Below are 20,781 nucleotides of genomic sequence, written 5' to 3' on the forward strand. Positions count from 1 at the left end.
GTGACCGCCTTCACCGACTTCGTGATCAAGGACATTGCGCTGGCCGACTATGGCCGTGCCGAAATCGCCATTGCCGAAACTGAAATGCCCGGCCTGATGGCGCTGCGTGAGGAATACGGCGCCAGCCAGCCGCTCAAGGGTGCGCGCATCACCGGCTCGCTGCACATGACGATCCAGACCGCCGTCCTCATCGAGACGCTGGTGGCGCTGGGCGCCGACGTGCGATGGGCGACCTGCAACATTTTCTCGACCCAGGACCATGCCGCTGCAGCGATCGCCGCACGCAACATTCCGGTCTTCGCGGTGAAGGGCGAAAGTCTGGCCGACTATTGGGATTACGTCGGTTCGATCTTCGACTGGTCGACCGATGAGGATCCGGACCTTACCGCCAACCTCATCCTCGACGATGGTGGCGATGCGACCATGTTCGCGCTGTGGGGTGCCCGCATCGAGGCCGGCGACGAACTGCCCGAGCCGCAGAATGCCGAGGAAATCGAATTCCAGCGTGCGCTCAAGGCCTTCGTCGCCAAGAAGCCGGGCTACCTCACCGCCTCGGTGAAGAACATCAAGGGCGTCTCCGAAGAGACGACGACCGGTGTCCATCGCCTCTACCACATCGCCAAGGGCGGCAAGCTGCCGTTCCCGGCGATCAACGTGAACGACAGCGTCACCAAGTCGAAGTTCGATAACCTCTACGGTTGCCGCGAGTCGCTGGTCGACGCGATCCGCCGCGCAACCGACGTCATGCTTTCGGGCAAGATCGCCTGCGTCGCGGGCTTCGGCGACGTCGGCAAGGGCTCGGCTCAGTCGCTTCGCAACGGAGGCGCACGCGTCCTCGTCACCGAAATAGATCCGATCTGCGCGCTGCAGGCAGCCATGGACGGCTTCGAGGTCGTGACCATGGAAGAGGCCGTGACCAAGGCCGACATCTTCGTCACTGCCACTGGCAACGAGCATGTCATCACCGCCGCCCACATGGAGGCGATGAAGGACAAGGCGATCGTCTGCAACATCGGCCACTTCGACAGCGAGATCCAGATCTCGGCGATCGACAATTACGAGTGGAACGAACTCAAGCCCGGCACTGACGTGGTCAAGTTCCCCGATGGCAAGGAAATCATCGTGCTTGGCAAGGGGCGCCTTGTGAACCTTGCCTGCGCTACCGGCCACCCGAGCTTCGTGATGAGCTTCAGCTTCACCAACCAGACGCTGGCCCAGATCGAACTGTGGACCAAGGGCGACGATTACGACAACCAGGTCTACGTCCTGCCCAAGCACCTCGACGAAAAGGTCGCTGCGCTGCACCTCGACAAGCTCGGCGTGAAGCTGACCCAGCTCAGCCAGAAGCAGGCCGACTACATCGGCGTGCCGGTGGCCGGGCCGTTCAAGCCGGACCACTATCGCTACTAAGTGACAATCCTTTGCGGGGAAGTGCGGTGGCTTGCCATTGCATCCCCGCCACAGGGCGCATAGCTGGCAAGTGATGGATTCCTCGCCCGCTTTGCTGGCCGTCGTCGGCCTGCTGCTTGCCCTTTGGACCGCTGCCGCGGTCTGGGTGATGCTGCGCGCAAGCGGTCGCGAGCAGAAAACCGTCGCCAGCCGCAAAGCAGCGCTGCGCATGGCAAGGATGCTGGAGGAATCGCCGGCGATACCCGTGCTCGTGCGGACCGACGGCAGGATCGAGGCGCCCGACCGCTTCGCGCGGTGGCTCGGGCTCGCCAAGGTGCCCGAATTCCTCAGCGAACTGGCCGATCTCGACGGCAGCGGGCTTTCCGAACAGCAGATCGAGGAGCTGACGCGCAAGGTCCGGCGGACGCAGAAGACCGCCAAGCCCTTCCGCATGTCGATTACCGTTCCCGGATCGCGCCGCGCATTGTCGCTCAACGGCACCCTTGCCGACCCGGCGGTCTCGCCCAGTGGCGCGGCGCTCGTCTGGGTGTTCGACTACAGCGAAAGCCAGCAGGAACTCAGCCAGCTGCGCGAGGATGCGGCACGCGCGCAGGACGATTTCGGTGCACTTGTCGGCCTGATCGAGGCGGCGCCGATGCCGATGTGGTTTCGTGGGGCGGACATGAAGCTGCGCCTCGTCAACCGCGCCTATGTCGAAGCGGTCGGGGCCGAAAGCGCAGACCAAGTCGTCGCCGACCAGGTCGAACTGGTCGAGACCGTTGGTGGACGCTCCGCCTCGCAGGTCGCGCAACAGGCGGCAGACCGCCGCCAGCCGATCGAGCGCATCGTATCCGCGACCATCGACAACGCCCGACGCACGATCCGCGTGACCGACCTGCCGCTGGTGGGCGAGGGGATCGCCGGCTACGCCGTCGACATCGAGGAGATGGAGGAGCAGGCGCGCGAATTCCGCGCCTTCCGCGAAGCCCAGCGCTCCATGCTCGACCAGCTGTCGATCGGCGTGGCGCAGTTCGATGCCCAGCACCGGATGAACTTTGCCAACCAGCCATTCCACCGCGTCTTCTCGCTGCCTCCGGGTGTGGTCAACGACCGCACCACGTTCGAGCAAATGCTGCTGATCGCGCGCGAGAACGGGCGCATTCCGGAGGTCCGCGACTTCCCCGCATGGCGCAACGAGGTCGCCCGCTGGTTTCTGTCCGACGAGCCGCACGAGGAAGCCTGGCCGCTTTCGGACAGCACGCACCTGCGCATCATTTCGCAGCCGTTGCCCGATGGCGGCCTTGTCATGATCGCCGAGGACCGGACCGAACAGCTGGCTTTGTCGGCCATGCGCGACACTCTGCTTCGCACTCGCACGGCGACCTTCGACAGCCTGTTCGAAGCACTGGCGGTGTTCGCACCGGACGGTCACCTTGAGCTGTGGAACCGCGGTTTCCCCGGTGCATGGGGTGTCGATCCCGAAATGCTCGACGGGCATCCGCAGGCCGAGGACCTGCTAGAATCCATCGCGGCCAATCTCGCCGATCCGAAGTCCGTTGCGATTGTCGGCAACACCATCCGGTCGGCTACCCTCGACCGCAAGAAGCGTGAAGGGCGGATCGAGATGGCGGACGGCCGCACGCTCGACTTTGCGGGCGTCCCGCTGCCCGACGGCAATGGCCTGCTGACCGTGCTCGACGTCACCGCCTCGCGGCAGGCCGAAGAGGCCCTACGCGAACGCAACCGCGCGTTGGAAGAGGCGGATGCGGTCATGACCCGCTTCCTTGCCAACATGAGCTACGAATTCCGCACGCCGCTGACCTCCATCGGTGGCTTTGCCGAACTTCTGTCCAGTGGTGTCGCAGGCGAACTCACACCGCAGGCTCTCGAATACGTGCAGGCGATCACGCTGTCGGTCGGCAAGCTCACCGAGCAGGTCGAGAACGTCCTCGACCTGTCGCAGAGCGAGGCCGGACTGATGCCGTTGCGGAAGCAGAAGATAGACCTGCTGCCTTTCGTCACCGACATCGTCCGCGCTGAAGAAGAGCGGATCGTCGAGGCCGGCCTGACGCTCGACCTCAAGGGCGATCCGGGCAAGATCATCAATGCCGATCCGCAGCAGCTGCGCCGGGCAATCACCAACCTCCTCGACAACGCGATCAAGGGCACTCCCAAGGGCGGGAAGCTGCTTGTCGACATCGGCCGGAAGCGTGGCGACACCAGGATCGTCATCGCCGACAACGGCACCGGCATGAGCCAGCACGAACTCGCCCGCGCGCTGGAGGGCATCCGTATGGCGCCTGACGGCAAGGGCATCGAACGCCGCCAGGGTCTCGGCATCCCGCTCGCCCGCCAGCTGGTCGAGGCGCATGGCGGAACGCTCGAGTTCCAGAGCCGTCGCAACGCCGGGACCACTGCGACGATCACGCTGCCGTGAGGGTGGAATTGCCCGATCTGGCCGCGATGGAGCGCTTCGGCGCGGTAATCGCTGGAAAGCTCCAGCCCGGCGATGTCGTGGCACTTTCCGGCGATCTGGGGACCGGGAAGACCACGCTCGCACGGGCAATCATCGCCGCGCTCGGTCATGAAAGAGAGGTACCTTCGCCGACCTATACGATCATCGAGACCTACGATGCCCTGCGCATCCCGCTGGTCCATGCCGATTTCTACCGGCTTGAGGATCCGGCCGAGGTCGAGGAGCTGGGGCTCGACGACTATCGTGAGGGCGCCGCACTGCTCGCGGAATGGCCCGATCACGCGGGCGGCTTCGCGCATGAGGCAGGTTGCCTTTCAATCACGCTGGAAAAAGTGGGCGAGGGCCGCGAAGCCGTTGTAACCCCGGGCGACAATTGGCAAAGCCGCTGGCCATGAGCGACGCGCTGCCGGAAGGCATTCACGAATTCCTTGGCGACACCGAATGGGAGGGTGCGGAGATCGCACCGCTGGTCGGCGATGCCAGTTTCCGCCGGTACTTCCGCATTCGCATGGGCAGCCGCAGCGCCATGCTGATGCACGCCCCGCCGCCGCACGAGGATCCGCGCCCGTTCCTGCACGTCGCGCACTGGTTGAATGACAATGGCATGCGCGCGCCGCACATCCTCGCAGAGGATGCGGCAGGTGGCTGGGTGCTGACCGAGGACTTCGGTGACCAGCGCATGCGCGAATGGATAGACGACCATCCGCGCGATGAAGAGCACATCTATGCGCAAGCCATCGACGCATTGGTCCAGCTTCACCAGCTGCCGCCGGGACCTTTCGATCCATACGACATGGCCGTTTACCGGCGCGAAGTGGACCTGTTCGTCGAGTGGTACTGTCCGGCGATGGGGCTCGAGGTGGACCTCGACGGCTGGCGTGCTGCATGGGACGAGGCGCTGACGCCGCTGCTGGTCCGCCAGATTCCGGGCGTGACGGTGTTGCGCGACTATCACGCGGAAAACATCATGCTCCTCGAACCGGGGAGGCTTGCGGGCGAACAGGGGCTGATCGATTTCCAGGACGCGCTGGTCGGGCATCCGGCCTACGACCTCGTCAGCCTGCTCCAGGATGCCCGCCGGGATGTCTCCGAAACGCTCGAGCATGACATGCTCTGCCGCTATCGCGCTGCAGCCAATCCGGGCGAGCACTTCGAGGCCGACTACGCCCGTCTGGGTGCCCAGCGAAACACCAAGATCGTCGGCATCTTCACCCGACTGTGCAAGCGCGACGGCAAGCACCGCTACCTCTCTATGATACCGCGCGTGTGGCAGGCTCTTGAACGCGACCTTGCACACGAAGCGCTCGCACCGGTCGCGAATTGGTTCGCGGCCAATATTCCGCAGGAAATCCGCGATACGCTCGGCGGGGAGATGCAGTGAGCAAGCTCGCTTCCGACACCGCGATGCTGATGGCGGCAGGGCTGGGCAAGCGCATGCGCCCCCTGACGGCTGCCACACCGAAGCCGCTGGTTCGCGTGGCTGGCAAGCCGCTCATCGACCGTGCGCTAGACCGGCTGGAGGATGCGGGTGTCGCCAAGGCGGTGGTCAACGTGCACTACCTCGCCGACGCGATCGAGGCGCATGTGGGCCAGCGCAAGGCTCCATCGGTAGTCTTTTCTGATGAACGGGCGGTCCTGCTCGAAACCGGCGGCGGCATGATCAAGGCGCAGGCCGCCGGCCAGCTTCCCGATCCCTTCTTTGCCTGCAATGCCGACAGCATCTGGCTGGACGGGCCGCGCAATGCCTTTGCCGACCTTTCCGCTCGCTGGGACGCGGACAAGATGGATGCATTGTTGCTGGTGGTGAGCCATGCGCGTGCATTCAACTTCGACGGTACGGGCGATTTCTACATGGACGGGGCAGGGCGCCTGACCCGCAAGCAGCCGGGACGTATCGCGCCCTTCATCTACACCGGCATCCAGATCGTTTCGCATCGCCTGTTGCGTGACGCGCCGGAGGGCAAGTTCTCGACCAACGTGCTGTGGGATCGCGCGATCGAGGAGGGTCGGCTTTACGGCGTCGCGTTCACCGGGCTGTGGTATGAAGTGGGAACGCCCGCCCATATCGCTCCGACCGAGGAGGCGCTCAGGGGTGGCTGACCGCCCGGGTCCCAAGGTCTATTCGATCGCAGCCCACCGGGGTTTTGCCGATGCCCTCGTTGCCGGGCTGGTACCCCGCTATGCCGACGGCGACCTGGGCCTGGCCCGGCTTACCCTCCTGCTGCCGAGCAGCCGTGCGCGCCGCACTGTCTCCGAGGCATTCATTCGTCACGTCGGTGAGACCGGCCGCCAAGGCCTGCTGATGCCGCGCATGGCGATCGTCGGCGATCTCGATCTCGACGAAACGCTTGGTCCCTTGCTCGACCCCCTCGGTGGTGCGGATGTACCACCCGCAATAGACCCGCAGCGCCGCCTCTTTGCCCTGGCCCAGGTTCTCGGCAAAAGCATGGACGATCCACCCGGCGGGGCGACGCTCCTGCGGCTGGCACGTGAAACTGCTGCCACGATGGATCGCCTGCTGGCGGAGGGCATTTCGCCCTCCGACCTTGTCGACGACAAGGTCACGGGCATCTATCCCGATCTGTCGAGCCATTGGCAGGACAGCCTGAAGCTTTTCGCCGAGGTGCAGGCCCGCTGGCTGGCGCAGCTTGACGAATGGGGCGCAATCGACACCGCGACGCGCCGCAACCGGCTGTTCGAACACGCGGCGCGAGAATGGAAGGCCAACCCGCCGCTGACCCCAATCGTGGCGGCGGGCGTGACGAGTGCCGCGCCGGCGCTTGCCGATCTGCTGCGCGTCGTGGCCGACCTGCCGCAGGGTGCCGTGATCCTGCCCGATTTCGACCTGACAATGCCTGATGTCGTGTGGGACGAACTCGGCAGGGCAGGGGCGGCCCCCGAGCCCGGCGAGAGCCCATTCGCCCGCGATGACGCGGTAACGCATCCGCAATACCACCTGAAGTTGTTGCTCAACCGCATGAGCGTGCGGCGCGAGGAAGTGCAGTCGTGGCACCGACGCGGGATGACGGCCGCGCCGCCGGAGCGCAGCCACGCAATCGGCTCGCTCTTCCTGCCGCCCGAAGCGAGCAAGGCATGGGTCGATCTCCCCGCAGACAAGCGTCGCATGGCAGGCGTGCGGGTGATGCAGGCGGCCAATCCCGAAGAGGAAGCTCAGGCTATCGCGCTGCTCGTTCGCGAAGCCTTGGAGCAGCCGGAAAGGCGCGTCGCAGTCGTCACTCCCGACCGGGCGCTTGCCCGGCGGGTGGTGCATCACCTTTCCCGCTGGAACGTCACAGCTGACGATTCCGCTGGCCGGCCGCTGTCGCAGACCGCCGCAGGGCGCTTCCTGCTCCTGCTCGCCGAAGTTCTGACCGAGGATGCGGCACCCGTGCCGCTGATGGCACTGCTGGGCCATCCGCTGGCGACCGGCAGCATGGAGCGCGGGACATGGCTGCGCCAGCTTCGCCGGGTCGAGCGGGCGCTGCGCGGACCGCGAAGGGAAGGCGGGCTGACACCCGTTGCGTCCTGCGCGCGAGATCTGGCCGAACGCCATCCCAAGGTCGGTGAGTGGTTCGCGTCTGTGGAAGCTGCCCTCTCACCGCTCTTCCAGCTGCCCGAGGAGGTCGGTCTTGCCGAACTTCTCGACGCACTGGCGAATGCGGGAGAGGCACTGTGCGGAGAGGGTCTCTGGGCCCGCGAGGACGGTCGCGCGCTTGCGGGGTTTGTCGAGGACATGCGCCTTCATGCTCGCGACGCAGGATTCGCCCTCGATCGGCGCGAAGCAGCTGTCGCGTTGCGCGACGCGATGGAACAGGTCGCTGTACGACCACCCTATGGCGGCCACGCCAGGGTGCAGGTTCTGGGTCTGCTCGAAAGCCGCATGAACCGTGCGGATCTCGTCATCTGTGCGGGCCTCAACGAGGGGGTCTGGCCCGTCCGAGGAAGCGTCGATTCCCTCCTCGCCCCACCTGTACTCCGCGCGCTTGGAGTGCCCGGAGGCGATTTCCGCATCGGGCTTTCAGCGCACGACCTTGCCGGTGCCCTGGGTGCGCCGGAGGTGGTCCTGAGCCGTTCTGCGCGCGACGAGGGTGGGCCTGCGATCCCTTCACGCTTCCTTTTGCGGGTGCAGGCGCTGCTCGGCGACATGCTCGACCGGCACAGCGAGACCCGCGCCATCGATCTCGCCCGCGCAATGGCCCGCGCTTCGCCCGTGGAAGCGCATCCGCGACCGCGACCGGTTCCCAGTACCGAGCAGCGCAAGGTCGACATTTCGGCGACCGCACTGGATCGGCTCCTGGGCGACCCGTACCAGTTCTACGCGCAGAAGATCCTCGGCCTGTCGGAACTCGACACACTCGATGCCGATCCCGACGCGCTGTGGCAGGGTAACGTCGCGCACAAGGTGCTGGAGCGCTGGCACGAGGAACGCATCGCCGGTCGACCAGCGAGCATTGTTGCCATCATGGAAGACGTGCTCGATGCCGAAAATGCAGACCCGCTAGTGCGGGGCCTGTGGCGCCCGCGGCTGGAGGCTGCGCTGCGGTGGGTCGAAGAAACGGTCGAGCGGTACGAGGATCGCGAGGTCCTTGCTGTCGAACAGCGTGGGGCTATGCAATTCGAAGGCGTACCTGTGCACGGCCGAGCGGATCGCATCGATCGGCTGGAGGACGGCACGCTTGCCATCGTCGACTACAAGACAGGGCAGCCACCCAGTGCCGCCATGGTCGAGCAGGGTTTCGCGCTGCAACTCGGCATCCTTGGGCTGATCGCGGAGCGCGGAGGTTTCGAACGGCTGCGCGGCGACCCTGGCGGCTACGAGTACTGGTCGCTTGGCAAGGCGAAGGCCGATAACCCCCATGGGTTCGGCTATGTCGAGGTTCCGCTAAAGGTCGGACGCAAGACCTCGGGCGTATTGCCGGAGGATTTCCTGCCCCTGACTGCGGCCAAGCTGGGCGAGGCGATCGGTCGCTACATCAAGGGAAGCGACCCGTTTACGGCCCGCGAGAACCCGAATTTCCCAGCCTACGACACCTACGACCAGCTCATGCGGTTGGACGAGTGGATCGCATTGCAGGACGGGGATGAAGCCACATGAGCGGGAAGGTCTATCCCCTCCAGGGCGAGCAGCGCCCGGCGGTCGATCCGCACGAAAGCGTGTGGCTTTCGGCGAGTGCGGGGACTGGCAAGACCCAGGTCCTTTCCGCCCGCGTGCTACGGCTGTTGCTGGAGCCCGGTGCAGACCCGTCGCAAATCCTCTGCCTGACTTTCACCAAGGCGGGCGCGGCCGAGATGGCCGTGCGTGTAAATTCCGTGCTTGCCCGCTGGGTACGGATGGAGGCGACCGAGCTTGCGAAGGAACTCGGCTACCTCGGCGCACCTATTGATCCCGATACGCAGGCGCGGGCGCGGGCGCTCTTCGCACGGGTGCTCGACTGTCCGGGCGGCGGCCTCAGGATCGATACGATCCACGCTTTCGCGCAGTACCTTCTCGCAGCTTTTCCGGGAGAAGCCGGCATGTTGCCGGGTTCGCGTCCCATGGAGGATCGTGAGCGCGACCTGCTGAGCCGCCAGGTCCTATCCGACCTGCTTTCCGAAGGCGATCCGCACATCTGCGACGCAATTGCCGAAATGAGCCGTCGCAAGGGGCCCGACGCAGTGCGCGGCTGGCTGATGCGCTGTGCCTCGCACATGGAGCTTTGGCAGGGGCCGGGAAGCTGGCAGCCTCCGATGGTTGCGCGAGTTCATGCGACGCTCGGGATGCCGGCAGATGCCGGGCAGGACTGGGTGGCCGAGGGATGCACCGACGCTGCCTTTCCTGTGGCTACCTTACGTTCGCTGCGTGATGCGGCCCGCGGCTGGAACGCGGCCACCGGGCAGAACGCAGCCGATTTTGCCGATCGATGGCTCGCGAGCGGGACCGAAGACCGGTTGGCTGAGCTCGACGGATTCCTCGATACTTTCCTCAAGAAGGATGGCGATCCGCGCAAGATGGCGGGCGCGGAGAAAGTCGATGCGTCGTTTTCGGCCCATCAGGAAATCCTCGCCGAAGCTGTGACCATGGTGCGTGAACGCGCCGCCTTGCTCGATCTCGCCGCCTTCCTGGCGCCGCAACTGGAAGCTGGCCGCGCATTCGCGCTTGCATGGGACAAGGCCAAGCAGCGTGAGGGGCTGGTCGATTTCGATGACCTGATCGCCCGCGCGGCAACCCTGCTGGCCAACAGCGAAATGGCCGACTGGATCCGTTACAAGCTCGATCGCAGCTTCGACCACATCCTCGTCGACGAGGCGCAGGATACCAATGCCGCGCAGTGGCAGATCATCAAGGCGCTGACGGACGACTATTTTTCGGGCGAAGGCGCACGGGGCGAAATCATCCGCACCATCTTCACGGTCGGTGACTACAAGCAGGCGATCTTCGGTTTCCAGGGCACCAGCCCCGAGAATTTCCGCGAAGCGCGGGACTATTATCGCAAGCGCCTTGCGGAACTGGCCGAGGAATTGCGGGGGAGCCGAAGCAACCGGCAGTCGAAAGGATTGCGCGAATACGGGCTCGACCAGAGTTATCGTACGAACGCCACTGTCCTCGAGTTCGTCGACCGCGCAATTCTGGGCATCGGTCCCGAAGGTCTAGGACTCGACCACTACGACGAGCACCGAGGCAGCAGCCGCCCCGGCCTCGTCACTCTGTGGAAGGAAGTGCGCGGGCCGGGCGGCGAGGGTGAAGAGCCGGGCGAGGAAGAAGGCTGGCTGTCCAAGCACGACCGCCGGATGGCCGACCAGATCGCCATGCAGGTCAAGCGCTGGTTCGATCCAGCGGGCGACGGCTTCACGCTGGTAAAGGGCGACAAGCCGCGGCGTGCCGGTCCGGGTGACGTGATGATCCTCGTCCAGAAACGGCGCGACCTAGCATCGCTGATAGTGGCCCGGTTGTATCGCCATGGCGTGCCGGTGGCCGGTGTCGACCGTTTGCGCCTCGGCAATCCGCTGGCGGTCAAGGACCTGATGGCTGCGATCCGCTTCGGCGCGCAGCCGCTCGACGACCTCACGCTCGCCAGCCTGCTCGTGTCTCCGCTGGTCGGTTGGAGCCAGGAGGAACTGCTCGATTACGGCTATCGAACCAAGGGCATGCGTTTGTGGGAGCACTTGCGCGACCATGAGGCGCCACGGGTCCGGGAAACGGTCGATGCGCTGCGCGAAATTCTCCGCCGCGCCGACTACGACAGCCCGCAACAGCTACTCCACTGGATACTGGTGGGGCCGATGGATGGGCGGCGCAGGCTGGTCGCGCGGCTCGGGCGCGAGGCGAACGATCCGATCGATGAACTGCTGAATGCCGCAAACGCCTATGCCAGCGCGCATGTCGCCAGCCTGCAGGGCTTTATTCGCTGGTTCGATGCCGGGGACGCCGACCTCAAGCGCGAAGCGGGCGAGGGCGGTGACCAGGTTCGCGTAATGACCGTCCACGGATCGAAGGGCCTGCAGGCGCCCATAGTCATCCTTGCCGATGCAGCGATCAGGCCGGATCCTTCTGGCGACCTTGAGCTGGTCGATGACGCTCATGGGTTGGGGCATCAGAGGACCATTCCTCTTCCGGCGCTCTCCAAGGAGGAGAAGGTCGGTCCGGTCCGCATGGCGGATTCGGCCAAGGCTGCGCGGGCGATGCAGGAGCACTGGCGGCTGCTCTACGTCGCAATGACGCGGGCAGAGGAGGCGCTGTTCATCGGCGGGTCGCTCGGGCCGCGCGAGGCGAAGAACGGGCCGCATGAGGACAGCTGGTTTGCGCGGCTTCATGCCCTGTTCGGCGCGGACGAGGGACTTGCCGACGATATCTGGGGTGCCCGCTGGGAAATCGGGACGCGAGCGCCGCCGGTGCCTGCGGAGCACCAAACGCATGCGAATGAAGCGCTCGAATTGCCCGAATGGGCGCGCCGAATGGTGGGGCCCGAACCGCGCCCGCCCAGACCGCTCGCCCCCTCGGGACTGGGCGAGGTCGAGGGCAGCGATCCGCCGCTGCCTCCCGCCAATGCCGCCGAAGCCGCGCGGCGCGGCACGCTGATACATGCCCTGCTCGAACGCTTACCGCAGGTGATGGCAGACCGGGAAGAGCGCGGGCGCAAATGGCTGGAGCGGCAAGCCGCCGAACTGCCCCGGGAAGCGCGCGAAGAGATGCTCGCACGCGCACTGGAAGTCCTGGCCGTGCCCGGTTTCGCCGATATCTTCAGTCCCGATGCGCTTGCCGAAATCCCTCTGGCCGCCACGGTCGAAGGCCAGGTCGTCATGGGTACCGCCGACCGCCTGCTGGTCACGGGCGAGCGGGTGGTGGTGGTGGATTTCAAGACCGCGCGGCGGCCTCCGTCCTCGCTCGACGCCATACCCGAGAGCACGATGCGGCAAATGGCTGCCTATGTCGCTGCCCTTGAGCGCATCTATCCCGACCGGACAGTCGAGGCCGCTGTCCTCTATACCCAGACACCGCAACTCTTCGCCTTGCCCGGCGAACGGTTGGATGCCTACAAGACGCAGTTTGCGGCCTCGCAGGAAAGTTTCGCCCTGCCGCCGCTTGAGTAATCGCCTGCGCCACCCACATCGGTGCAAAGCATTTCAGGAGAAATTCCCATGGCAACCACCGCCGTCACCGATGCCAGCTTCAAGAGCGACGTGCTCGAATCCGACAAGCCCGTGCTGGTCGATTTCTGGGCCGACTGGTGTGGCCCGTGCAAGATGATCGCTCCGGCGCTCGAAGAGCTTTCGGAAGAGCTTGCCGACAAGGTGACCATCGCCAAGATGGACATCATGGAAAACCCGGAGGTTCCCGGCGGCATGGGCGTGCAGGGCATTCCCTACCTCGTCCTCTTCAAGGACGGACAGCCCGCCGCCCACATGCGTGGCGCGGCACCGAAAGGTCAGCTCAAGCAGTGGCTTGAGAGCGTCCTCTAATCCAGTTTCGAATAAAGTCCGGCGAGCTCTTCCCACAGGGAGGGGCTCGCCGCTCCTATGAGGCCGGTGCGACCGTGTTCGTCGACACGGTAGGGTGAACCGTCCGGTCTGGCTGCCATCCCGCCAGCCTCGTTTAGCCAAAGAACCCCAGCTGCATGATCCCAGGCCAGCGTCCGCTCGAAGATGGAAACATCGTTCGTACCGAGCGCGAGGCGCGGATACTGCTCGGCCGCGCAATAGGGCACGTCGACCAGGGCATAGTTGGGAGCAACATGGCGTTTCGTCGCCTCCCGGCGCGCCTCATCCATGAAGACCAGTGAAATCGCGGCAACGGGCGGTGTGGCGCCGGTGGGCCGCGAGGTAACGTCCTGCCCGTCGATCGAGGCGCCCTTGCCCATGTGCGCGACGCAGAACCGGCCGCTCAGGCAATCATAGATCCAGCCCGACCGGGCCTCGCCGCCGTCCGCGCGCGCGACGATCACTCCGAAAGGCGGCTGTCCGGCAGCGAAGTTGCGCGTTCCGTCGATGGGATCGACAATCCAGCAGGGTCGGTCGAGCCGCTCGAGAATGCCCGGGTCGGCATGCGCCGCTTCCTCGCCAACGAAGGCGAGCGAGGAGTCGATAGCCGCCAGGCCTTCGCGCAGGAGCGCTTCGCTTTCCTTGTCGGCGATGGTGACGGGATCGTTGCCGCCCTTGTCCTGCACCTCACCCTCGGCGAGGTTGCGATACCGCGGCAGGATTGCCTGTTCGGTCACCCGCCGCATGAGCGCAAGGATTTCGCGGTCGAGGGCGCTTTCTGCACCGGTCACGTCAGCGGGACCTGCGCGATGCGGTCGAAGGCCTCACGCTGGCGCAGGCGCGCATACCAGTCCTTCACCGCGGGGCGCTCGGCGCGCTCGATGGGGAGGGTCAGCCAAGTGTGGATGTAGACGCCCATCGGGATGTCACCGATCCCGAACTGCTCGCCCGATAGCCAAGGTTGCCGTTCGAGTTCGGCTTCGAGAATTGCGACCATCTTACCTGCCGCACTGGCTGAGGCGGCAATAGCGCTCTCATCACGCTCTTCCGGCTTCTTGCGGACGAGATCGATGAAGGCATTGCGCTGGGCATCGGCGAAGGAAAACTGCCAATCCATCCACTTGTCTGCCGCAGCGCGCTGTTGCGCATCTGCCGGCTGAAATTCGGGCCCGTAGCGATCGGCGAGATAGCGCAGGATCGCATTCGATTCCCACAGTAAGAAGCCATCATCGTCGATGGTCGGGATCAGGCGGTTCGGATTGGCCGCAAGATAGGCATCGGTGAAGCCGAACTGCCCGCCCATGTCGATGCGCTGGTGGGGTAGGCCGATTTCCTCAGCAAGCCAGACGACCTTCTTGACGTTGTGCGAATTGATGCGGCCCCAGATCGTCAGCATGGCGCTTCAGCTCCGGTAATCGGCATTGATCGCGATGTATCCGTGGGTGAGATCGCAGGTCCACACCGTCGCCCGCCCTTCGCCAATGCCGAGGTCGACGGAAATGTCGATCTCCTGCCCCTCGAGATGCTTTGCCACCGGCGCTTCGTCGTAGTCGGGCAGCGGCTGTCCGTCCTTTGCGGCCCAGGTTCCCCCGAAGCCGATGGAAAGCCTGTCGCGGTCTGCGGGCTCACCCGCCTTGCCCACGGCCATCACCACGCGTCCCCAGTTGGCGTCGCCGCCGGCAATCGCCGTTTTGACCAGCGGCGAATTTGCGATCGAGAGGCCCACGCGGCGCGCGCTTTCGTCGCTGTCTGCACCGGTCACGGTGATCGCGATGAACTTCTGCGCGCCTTCCCCGTCACGGACGACAAGGTGCGAGAGCTCGCGGCAAACATCGAGTAGCGCCGCGTAAAAGGCATCGGCTCCTGCGTCTTCCCAGGTGGAGATAGGCGCGTTGCCCGCTTTGCCGGTGGCGAAGGCGAGCACCGTGTCGCTGGTCGAGGTGTCGCCATCGACCGTGATGCAAGAAAAGCTCGCATCATTGGCTCTGGACAGCATTTCCTGGAGGAATGCCGGTTCGACCGAAGCATCGGTGAAAACGTAGCCGAGCATGGTCGCCATGTCGGGTGCGATCATGCCGCTGCCCTTGATGATGCCTGCCAGTTCCACGCGAGTATTGCCGATCAGTGCCGATGCCGCGGCGCCCTTGGTGAAGGTGTCGGTCGTACCGATAGCGGAGGCGGCTTCCTCCCACCCGCAAGGCTGGGCAGTCAGCGCAGCTTCCACGCCTGCACGGGCCTTGTCGCGGGGCAAGGGAACGCCGATCACGCCGGTAGAGGAAACGAAGACTTCGCTCGGCTGGCAGTCCAGGGCCTCTGCCACCTGCGCCATGATCTGCTCGACCGCCTCGCGCCCGCGGTAGCCGGTGAAGGCGTTGGAATTGCCGGCATTGACCACCAGGGCCCGGGCCGATCCCAACCGCGCCTGTTCGCGCCCCAGTTCGACTTCGCTCGAAGCGCAGGCGCTCTTGGTGAAGACCCCCGCTACAGCGGTGCCGGGTGCCAGCTCGGCCAGTGTCAGGTCGGCCCTGTCCCAGTTCTTGTAGCGGGCACGCGCCACGCGCAACGTCACGCCGGAAATGGCGGGCATGGCGGGAAACGGGCGGGCGAGGGGAGAGCGCGCGAGGTCCATGCCCCGCGCGCTATATCGTCGCCCCTCCGCCCGCAAGCGTTCAGGCAGCTGCCATGCGTCCCTTGGGTACCAGCAGGAAGGCTGCAAGGTAGAGCAGGCCGGTCACGATCAGCAGGTTGTTGTAGCCGGTGAACAGCGCCGCATACTCAAGGCAGCCGCCGACGATCGTGCCGAGAAGGTTGATCGCAAAGGCGCTTTGCGAATCGCCGCTTTGACGGAAGCGCTTCGCAAAGGCGATGTTCGCCAGGTAGATCGGCACGAACGCCAGCAAGGTCGCTGCGATAAGGCGCGGCCAGAAGCCTAGCGGCAGCAGCCATTCGGGCTTGATGATCCATGCCGCTGCAAGCGAGGCTGCAATCGCCACGAACACGACCTTGAGCGGCGGTGTCTTTACTCTTCGCTCCGTTTCGACAGCCGCAAGCACGACAACAAGGACGCCTGCGAAGACGAGCGCGTTGACGAACCAGGTCGTGCCGAAGAGCAGGGCGAAAGTGGCAATGTTTTTGGTTTCCAGCAGCAGGAAGGCAGCACCCATGAAGAACAGGTCGGCGTAGGGACGCATGGTCCCCAGCGGTCCGCCGAGCACGCGGATGGTAGCCAGCGATGCGAGAAGGATCGCGGCAATGGTGATGGCGTACAGGGGCGGGAAAGTGCCGCCACGGAAATAGAGGAAGGGTGCATCGTCACTGACGGTGGAAATGGAGGTGGTCGGCTGCCATTTCTCGCCGCAGGTCTGGTCGGCTTCGTTCATCGCGACGCTGACCACGGCCTGAGCGTCAGCCCAGGTATCGACGCATGGCTTGTGGCCGAACACGGCCTGTGCAGTCCCGCCAAGACGGTCGATCAACCACGGCTCGCGGTAGTAATTGTACATTGCGAAGGCGCCGTTGGGCTTCAACACGTCCTTGACCGACTGCATCGCTTCCTTGGTGAAGAGAAAGCTTTCGAGCCGGATCTGCGATGCGCCACTGACCAGCGTAAGCGAGTCAGGCAGGGCGAACAGGACGAGATCGTACTTGCGATCGGTGTTCTCGAGGAAAGCGCGACCGTCGTTGACGTGACGGGTGACGCCCGGATTCTGGTAGGGGCGGTTGATGTTGTTCTTGGCGCCGATTTCCATGATCAGCGGGTCGATATCGACGGCATCGACATGCTTGGCGCCTTCGCTCAGCGCGATGGCCACGTCGGATCCCGAACCTGCGCCGACGATGAGGACATCGTCGAGCTTCTTGGGAAGGCGCAGGTAGGGCGTTTCATAGATGCGCTCACCCTGCTTCAGTTTCCATTCCGCTGGCGCCATCAGCTGGTGCGGAACACCGTTTGCGCGGATAAGGAGGAAGCCCTTATCGCCTTCGACGACTTTCTGGGTTTGGACCTTGTAATATGGCGACCAGGCAACGCCTGGTTGCAGGGTTTCCATGCCCAGACCGATCAAAAGGGCAATCGACCAAAGTGCGCTGACAAGGCGTCGGTTCTTCGCACTCAGGATCACGATCGGAATTAGTACGATTATGCCCCAGACGATCGATGGGGCCTGCAGGAAACTAAGGGCGGTAAAGGCGAGAATACCAGCCAGCGAGCCAAGCAGGTCGCTGCGATAGGAAATTAGCGGGGGAAGATGCGCGAAGCAGCGACCGACCATTTCTGCCGGTCCCGCGAGAATAACCGCCACGAGAAGGAAGACGATCGGCAACGCGAGCCATGCAGGCGGTCCCTTAATCTCAAGCGAGGTAAAGTAGATCAGGTCCGACCCGCTTCTCTCGATCGAAACCGGGAAGACGATCACGAGGATCACCAGGATGCAGAGCAGCGGCAAGGTTATCGGCCATACCGACCAGCTCTTCCGACTGATCAGGAAGCCCGCTCCGATACCGAGGAAAGATCCAAGAAGGACGAAATTCGAGAAATAGGACAGGTGGACGACGTTCGAGCCGAGCCAGCGGATCAAGGCCAGTTCAAGGAACAGCATCAGGAAGGCTGAAAGAACCAGCCGCCTGACTACCGGTTTTGCGGCGTCCCCTTCCAACACGTTGTTTCCGGTGGCTTCGGAGGCGTCGAGCGCCTGTGCGGTATCGTTGGTCACGTGATCCCCTGTCCCCATTCCGCCCGTGATGGGCGTCCAGCAGCCACCGATATGGCGTTATGGTTAGCGAACTCTTAAGCCGGACGACCGTCCATGGACAAAGGTGTGGGGCCTCACTATTGTGGAATAACGATGTTCCGGCAGCTCCTCGCCCTCCTTGCCTTGCTCAGCGGTCTTGCCGCTTACGGCGCGCCTGCACAGGCGGCCATCGGCAGCGGCGTGGACATCGGCGTGGAGCAGGCGGCGGACAATGCGGTCGCACCCAAGTCGGGCAAGCCGGTTTGCGCCGACCGTGAAGTCCAGCAGAAGCTGAAGGGCGAGAAATCGACTCCTTGCCGTCCTGCGCCGACCGTCGTCATCGTGGTCCCGACCGTGATGTTCGGGCCCGACCGCGCTTACGAATAAAGCGCTTTCCACACGTTTCCGATCCGGTCGCCCGGCACCATCGGCGTGCGCGGGCATTTGCCATATAGAATTACCCAGGGGCTACCCAATCCATGCTCAATTCCGTGATGAAGGCCGTTTTCGGCTCGTCCAACGATCGTTACGTCAAGTCGCTCGGCAAGATAGTCAACCAGATCAATGCTCTGGAGCCGCAGATCCAGGCTCTTACCGACGAAGAACTCGCTGCGCAGACCGACAAGTTCCGCGCCCAGCTCGCCGACGGCAAGACGCTCGACGATATCCTCCCCGAAGCCTTCGCCACTGTGCGTGAGGCATCCGTCCGCGTCCTCGGAATGCGGCACTTCGATGTGCAGATGGTCGGCGGCATCGTCCTCCACCGTGGCGAGATTTCCGAAATGAAGACGGGCGAGGGCAAGACCCTCGTCGCGACGCTCGCGACCTACCTCAATGCCATCGAGGGCAAGGGCGTCCACGTCGTTACCGTCAACGACTATCTCGCCAAGCGCGACGCGGAATGGATGGGGCGCCTGCACCGCTTCCTCGGCCTCACGGTCGGCGTGATCGTGCCCGACCTCAGCGAGTTCCAGCGCCGCGAGGCCTACAACGCCGACATTACCTACTCGACCAACAACGAACTTGGGTTCGATTACCTGCGCGACAACATGAAGCATGAGCGTAGTCAGATGGTGCAGCGCCCCTTCAACTTCGCCATCGTCGACGAGGTGGACTCGATCCTGATCGACGAGGCGCGTACCCCGCTGATCATCTCGGGCCCGACCGAGGACAAGTCCGAACTCTACATCGCGATCGACGAGGTGGTGAAGACCATCCCCGAGACCTGGTACGAGAAGGACGAGAAGACCCGCAACATCAGCCTTACCGAAGAAGGCACCGAGGAAATCGAGAAGCTGTTGATCGAAAAGGGTCTGCTTGCGACCGACAACCTTTATGACGTCGAGAATACGCAGGTCGTCCACCACCTCGATCAGGCGCTGAAGGCGGTTCACATGTTCAAGCGTGACACCGACTACATCGTCAAGGACGACAAGGTCATCATCATCGACGAGTTCACCGGGCGCATGATGGATGGTCGTCGCTGGTCGAACGGCCTCCACCAGGCTTGCGAAGCCAAGGAAGGCGTGAAGATCGAGCCGGAAAACCAGACCCTCGCATCGATCACCTTCCAGAACTACTTCCGCATGTATCCCAAGCTGTCGGGTATGACCGGTACGGCAGCGACCGAGGCGAACGAGTTCTGGGACATCTACAAGATGAACGTGGTCGAGATTCCGACCAACGTCCCCGTCCAGCGCATCGACGAGGAAGACGAGTTCTACAAGAACACGCAGGACAAGTTCCAGGCCATCGCCAAGGCGATCCGCGAAAAGAACGAGACCGGTCAGCCTGTGCTCGTCGGTACGGTTTCCATCGAGAAGTCAGAACTTCTCAGCGAATTCCTCGACAAGGAAGGGGTGAAGCACGCCGTGCTCAACGCCCGCTTCCACGAACAGGAAGCACACATCGTGGCCCAGGCCGGCCGTATCGGTGCGGTCACGATCGCTACCAACATGGCCGGTCGCGGCACCGACATCCAGCTTGGCGGTAACCTCGAATTCCGCATCGAAGACGAACTTTCCGGCATGGAGGATGGCCCCGAAAAGGACGCGGCCATCGCTCGCATCAAGGCCGAGATCGCCGAGGAAAAGCGCAAGGTCCTCGAAGCCGGCGGTCTCTTCGTCCTCGGCACTGAACGTCATGAAAGCCGTCGTATCGACAACCAGCTTCGCGGGCGCTCGGGCCGCCAGGGCGACCCTGGTCTGAGCCGCTTCTACCTCTGTCTCGAGGACGATTTGCTGCGCATCTTCGGTCCCGATACGCTGTTCTCGCGGATGATGAACTCGAACCTGGAAGATGGTGAGGCCATCGGTTCGAAGTGGCTGTCGAAGGCCATCGAAACCGCCCAAAAGAAGGTCGAAGCGCGCAACTACGAAATCCGCAAGCAGGTCGTTCAGTATGACGATGTGATGAACGACCAGCGCAAGGTCATCTACGAACAGCGCGCGGAAATCATGGATAGCGAGGCGGTCGACGACGTCGTTGCCGACATGCGTCACGACGCGATCAACGCCATTGTCGGCACGGCATGCCCCCCGGGTTCGTATCCGGAGCAGTGGGATATCGCCGGTCTCAAGGAACGAACCGAGGAGGTTCTCGGAATTTCGCTGCCGATGGAACAGTGGGTTGAGGAAGACCACGTCGAGCCCGAACTGATCGAGGAACGCATCCGCGAGGAAGCCGACCGGATCATGGAGAACAAGGTTGCCGCGGCCGACCCCGCGCTGTGGCGCCGGATCGAGAAGAGCGTGCTGCTGCAGGAAATGGACCAGGAGTGGAAGGAACACCTCTCCACGCTCGATGCCCTGCGCCAGGTCGTGTGGATGCGTGCGCATGCGCAGAAGCAGCCGATCAACGAATACAAGCAGGAAGCCTTCAGCCTGTTCGAAAGCATGCTCGACAAGCTGCGCGAGACGGTCACCAGCAAGCTCATCCGTCTCGAACTGCGCGAGCCCGAGCCAATGCCGATGATCGACCTGCCGGAACTCCCGGCATTCCTGACGGGCCACATCGACCCGCTGACCGGTCTCGAGAACTCGAACGACGGCGACGGTTCGGCGACGCAGGAAGCCCTGTTCGGATCGCTTGCGGGCAGCCCCCGTGCAGCGGTCGGACCGGGGGGGGCGGCAACCGACAATCCCTATGCCGGGATGAACATCAGCCGCAACGCCATGTGCCCCTGCGGTTCGGGTAACAAGTACAAGCACTGTCACGGCGCCATCGGCTGAC

14 protein-coding genes are annotated in these 20,781 nt (G+C 64.1%); 10 read left to right on the forward strand and 4 right to left on the reverse strand.

What is annotated here, in order from left to right:
* The 8 genes from ahcY (at window position 1) to trxA (ending at window position 12,802) form a co-directional block, all read left to right on the forward strand.
* Entirely contained in the window at window positions 1-1,410 is a 1,410-nt protein-coding gene (gene ahcY, locus RAM60_RS04340) for an adenosylhomocysteinase (protein ID WP_200983515.1), read from the forward strand.
* A 73-nt stretch (window positions 1,411-1,483) separates the two neighbouring features.
* On the forward strand, window positions 1,484-3,826 hold the full coding sequence (locus RAM60_RS04345; protein WP_369025420.1) for a PAS domain-containing sensor histidine kinase: 2,343 nt from the start codon (window positions 1,484-1,486) through the stop codon (window positions 3,824-3,826).
* The gene (gene tsaE, locus RAM60_RS04350) at window positions 3,823-4,260 is read left to right on the forward strand and encodes a tRNA (adenosine(37)-N6)-threonylcarbamoyltransferase complex ATPase subunit type 1 TsaE (protein ID WP_369025419.1); all 438 of its coding nucleotides are present in this window, start codon (window positions 3,823-3,825) and stop codon (window positions 4,258-4,260) included. The genes RAM60_RS04345 and tsaE overlap by 4 nt, the downstream gene beginning before the upstream one ends.
* Window positions 4,257-5,246, forward strand: coding sequence for an aminoglycoside phosphotransferase family protein (locus tag RAM60_RS04355; protein ID WP_369025418.1), 990 nt, complete (start codon window positions 4,257-4,259; stop codon window positions 5,244-5,246). Before tsaE ends, RAM60_RS04355 begins: the two co-directional genes overlap by 4 nt.
* Window positions 5,243-5,965, forward strand: a complete 723-nt coding sequence (locus tag RAM60_RS04360) for a nucleotidyltransferase family protein (RefSeq protein WP_200983521.1) — start codon at window positions 5,243-5,245, stop codon at window positions 5,963-5,965. Before RAM60_RS04355 ends, RAM60_RS04360 begins: the two co-directional genes overlap by 4 nt.
* Window positions 5,958-8,960, forward strand: a complete 3,003-nt coding sequence (gene addB / locus RAM60_RS04365) for a double-strand break repair protein AddB (RefSeq protein ID WP_369025417.1) — start codon at window positions 5,958-5,960, stop codon at window positions 8,958-8,960. Before RAM60_RS04360 ends, addB begins: the two co-directional genes overlap by 8 nt.
* The gene (addA, locus tag RAM60_RS04370) at window positions 8,957-12,433 is read left to right on the forward strand and encodes a double-strand break repair helicase AddA (protein ID WP_369025416.1); all 3,477 of its coding nucleotides are present in this window, start codon (window positions 8,957-8,959) and stop codon (window positions 12,431-12,433) included. The genes addB and addA overlap by 4 nt, the downstream gene beginning before the upstream one ends.
* Before the next feature lie 48 nt (window positions 12,434-12,481).
* Window positions 12,482-12,802 (forward strand): thioredoxin, encoded by a 321-nt coding sequence (gene trxA / locus RAM60_RS04375; protein WP_200983527.1) that lies wholly within the window; start codon window positions 12,482-12,484, stop codon window positions 12,800-12,802.
* Here the strand turns inward: trxA and RAM60_RS04380 are convergent.
* From RAM60_RS04380 to RAM60_RS04395, 4 genes are read right to left on the reverse strand one after another with little or no spacing between them, the layout of a single operon-like run.
* Window positions 12,799-13,566 carry an inositol monophosphatase family protein gene (locus RAM60_RS04380; protein WP_369026139.1) on the reverse strand — a complete coding sequence of 256 codons (768 nt, stop codon included), beginning with the start codon at window positions 13,564-13,566 and terminating at the stop codon, window positions 12,799-12,801. The two genes, trxA and RAM60_RS04380, sit on opposite strands and share 4 nt — an antisense overlap.
* A 41-nt stretch (window positions 13,567-13,607) precedes the next feature.
* Window positions 13,608-14,216, reverse strand: coding sequence for a glutathione S-transferase family protein (locus RAM60_RS04385; protein WP_369025415.1), 609 nt, complete (start codon window positions 14,214-14,216; stop codon window positions 13,608-13,610).
* Between the two features lie 6 nt (window positions 14,217-14,222).
* A complete protein-coding gene (argJ, locus tag RAM60_RS04390; protein WP_369025414.1) occupies window positions 14,223-15,449 on the reverse strand; it encodes a bifunctional glutamate N-acetyltransferase/amino-acid acetyltransferase ArgJ in 1,227 nt (408 codons plus the stop codon).
* Between the two features lie 40 nt (window positions 15,450-15,489).
* Window positions 15,490-17,532, reverse strand: a complete 2,043-nt coding sequence (locus RAM60_RS04395) for a spermine/spermidine synthase domain-containing protein (RefSeq protein ID WP_369025413.1) — start codon at window positions 17,530-17,532, stop codon at window positions 15,490-15,492.
* A 132-nt stretch (window positions 17,533-17,664) separates the two neighbouring features.
* On the opposite strand from RAM60_RS04395, the gene RAM60_RS04400 reads away from it, so the two are divergent.
* Window positions 17,665-17,937 (forward strand): hypothetical protein, encoded by a 273-nt coding sequence (locus RAM60_RS04400; RefSeq protein ID WP_369025412.1) that lies wholly within the window; start codon window positions 17,665-17,667, stop codon window positions 17,935-17,937.
* Window positions 17,938-18,029: 92 nt separating this feature from the next.
* Window positions 18,030-20,780 carry a preprotein translocase subunit SecA gene (gene secA / locus RAM60_RS04405; RefSeq protein WP_369025411.1) on the forward strand — a complete coding sequence of 917 codons (2,751 nt, stop codon included), beginning with the start codon at window positions 18,030-18,032 and terminating at the stop codon, window positions 20,778-20,780.
* Window position 20,781 lies beyond the last annotated feature (1 nt).

Origin of the sequence: Qipengyuania sp. RANM35 (assembly GCF_041021145.2) — a bacterium.
Lineage (GTDB): Bacteria > Pseudomonadota > Alphaproteobacteria > Sphingomonadales > Sphingomonadaceae > Qipengyuania > Qipengyuania soli.

Coding starts and splice junctions, on each gene's coding strand:
- RAM60_RS04345 (WP_369025420.1), top strand. CDS start 1,484: ATGGATTCCTCGCCCGCTTTGCTGGCCGTCGTCGGCCTGCTGCTTGCC.
- RAM60_RS04355 (WP_369025418.1), top strand. CDS start 4,257: ATGAGCGACGCGCTGCCGGAAGGCATTCACGAATTCCTTGGCGACACC.
- addA (WP_369025416.1), top strand. CDS start 8,957: ATGAGCGGGAAGGTCTATCCCCTCCAGGGCGAGCAGCGCCCGGCGGTC.
- trxA (WP_200983527.1), top strand. CDS start 12,482: ATGGCAACCACCGCCGTCACCGATGCCAGCTTCAAGAGCGACGTGCTC.
- RAM60_RS04380 (WP_369026139.1), bottom strand. CDS start 13,566: ATGCGGCGGGTGACCGAACAGGCAATCCTGCCGCGGTATCGCAACCTC.
- RAM60_RS04385 (WP_369025415.1), bottom strand. CDS start 14,216: ATGCTGACGATCTGGGGCCGCATCAATTCGCACAACGTCAAGAAGGTC.
- argJ (WP_369025414.1), bottom strand. CDS start 15,449: ATGGACCTCGCGCGCTCTCCCCTCGCCCGCCCGTTTCCCGCCATGCCC.
- RAM60_RS04400 (WP_369025412.1), top strand. CDS start 17,665: ATGTTCCGGCAGCTCCTCGCCCTCCTTGCCTTGCTCAGCGGTCTTGCC.
- secA (WP_369025411.1), top strand. CDS start 18,030: ATGCTCAATTCCGTGATGAAGGCCGTTTTCGGCTCGTCCAACGATCGT.